The organism is Saccharopolyspora sp. (genome assembly GCF_017434145.1).
Taxonomy (GTDB): domain Bacteria; phylum Actinomycetota; class Actinomycetes; order Mycobacteriales; family Pseudonocardiaceae; genus Saccharopolyspora_C; species Saccharopolyspora_C galaxeae.
In genome coordinates this window covers 1-2,036 of sequence record NZ_JAFRFW010000268.1, presented here as the reverse complement: position 1 = coordinate 2,036, position 2,036 = coordinate 1, and the positions used below count along the sequence as shown (strand labels likewise).

General features: G+C 68.6%; 2 protein-coding genes and 1 pseudogene. 1 reads left to right on the top strand and 2 read right to left on the bottom strand.

Features of this window, described 5'->3' with window-relative positions; translation table 11 throughout:
* Window positions 1–199: alpha-ketoglutarate-dependent dioxygenase AlkB (locus IJH84_RS07540; protein WP_295141963.1), on the top strand; the 199-nt coding region annotated here is incomplete at its 5' end.
* Window positions 200–551: 352 nt separating this feature from the next.
* Here the strand turns inward: IJH84_RS07540 and IJH84_RS07535 are convergent.
* On the bottom strand, window positions 552–1,661 hold the full coding sequence (locus IJH84_RS07535) for an NDMA-dependent alcohol dehydrogenase (RefSeq protein ID WP_295141961.1): 1,110 nt from the start codon (window positions 1,659–1,661) through the stop codon (window positions 552–554).
* A 144-nt stretch (window positions 1,662–1,805) separates the two neighbouring features.
* Window positions 1,806–2,036: pseudogene (locus IJH84_RS07530) on the bottom strand (zinc ribbon domain-containing protein); the annotation flags it as partial.

The window sequence follows — 2,036 nt, the reverse complement described above, 5'->3', positions numbered from 1 at the left end:
GTTCCGCTTCGGCAACACCGAGGGCCGCGGCAAGCCCTGGACGGACGTCGATCTGCGCTCCGGCGATCTGTTCGTGTTCGGCGGCAGCTCCCGACTCGCCTACCACGGCGTGCCGACGACCTGCCCGGGAACCGGACCGGAAATCGGCATGGCGGGCGGACGCCTGAACATCACGCTGCGCGAGTCGGGACTGCCCTGACGGTCCGATGTGGACGCACGATTCCGCCCACCGGGCCGGCCCGCTCGCCGGCGAGTCCACGCAGGACGCCTGAACACTGCCCGGCGTTACCGGCACGCAACGGCCCGGTCCGTCCACAACGGACGAACCGGGCCGAACAGCGGCCGGGACGGCTAGGTTCTGTTTGAAATGCGGCGGCAGCCGCTTGCGCCGCCCGAGGAGTCAGCCGGACCACCGGCGGGTTCTCAGACGTCTTCTGGCGAGGACAGCTCGGACGCCGCGTAGGGCTCTACGTCAGGATGAGATCCCGGAGCCAGAAGGCGTCTGAGGTTCCGCTACCCGACCCGCTACGCAAACCATTTCCTAAACGCTCCTAGTCCATGACGACCACGCCGCGGATGTTCTTGCCGTCGCGCAGGTCTTGATAGCCCTCGTTGACCTGGTCGAGGGTGTACCGAGTCGTGATCAGCTCGTCGAGCTTGAGCTGCCCGGCGTCGTAGAGCCGCAGCATCTTCACGATGTCGTACTGCGGGTTCGCGGAGCCGAACAGCGTGCCCTTGATGGTCTTCTGCTGCAACGTCAGCTCCGTGCCGGACAGCTGCACCGTGAGCTTCTGCGGATCGGCGAGGCCGGTGATCACGACCGTGCCGCCCTTGCCGATGGTCGACGTGGCCTGCGAGACCACCGTTTCGTCCACTGTGCCCACCAGGATCAGCGCCTGGTCCGCGCCCTGGCCCCAGGTGAGCTCGTTGACCTTCTCCTTGGCTTCGTCGGCGTCGGCGAACGCGTGGGTGGCGCCGAACTTCATCGCCGTCTGCCGCTTGAACTCCACGGGGTCGACCACGACGATGTACTTCGCCCCGGCCTGCACCGCGCCCTGCACGGCGTTCACGCCGAGCCCGCCGATGCCGTAGACGACCACGGTGTCGCCCGCCTGCACCCCTCCGGCGTAGACCGCGGTTCCCCACCCGGAGGGAACGCCGCAGCCGACCAGCACCGCGGTCTCCAGCGGCAGCCAATCGTCCACTTTGACCACCGAGTGCTGCGAGATCGTCGCTCGCTCGGAGAACGTGCCGAGCATGCACATCGCGCCGTAATCCCCGTCCCGCCCGTGGAACCGGAACGAGCCGTCGGGCATGGAACCCTGCAGGATCGTGGCGCCCATGTCGCAGATGCTCTGCCTGCCGGTCGAGCAGTAGCGGCAGGTGCCGCAGTTCGGGATGAAGCTGCACACCACGTGGTCACCGGGGGCGACCTTGGTGACCCCGGGGCCGACTTCCTCGATGATCCCGGCGCCTTCGTGGCCACCGACGATCGGGAACCGCGGTGGCAGGTCCCCGTCGGTCAGGTGCAGGTCGGAGTGGCACAGCCCGGCGGCGGTGTACTTGATCAGAACTTCGCCCGGCCCCGGACCGTCCAGGTCGAGTTCCAGGACCTCGAAGGGCCTGCCGGGTTCGGTCAGCACGGCGGCTTTGGTCTTCACGCTGTCTCCTTTGACTCGGCGCGCGGCCCGGCTCGGCGATCGCCGGACCGTTCGGAACTGCTCAGGACTCCGCTGCGAAGCCCTTGAAGTCGTCTGCATAGGAGTGATCGCCGCAGCGCAAGCTGCACGACAACACTGGTGCGGTCAGGTGCCGGGTTCTCCGCCGCGTTGCGGCAGCGGGTCGCCCGCGCGCAGCGGGGCGTTCGCGAACCGGCCTTCGTGCGCCAGCACCGGACGCCGATCCCCGGCCAGTTCGGGGTATTTCTCCTCCAGGGCTTCGCGCCGGGTCATCCGCTCGTGCCAGTGCCGGACGGTGTCCCGGTCGCCCTGGCCGGTGGACCGCCAGCTCTTCGGCGCGTCGTCCCGGCTCGGACC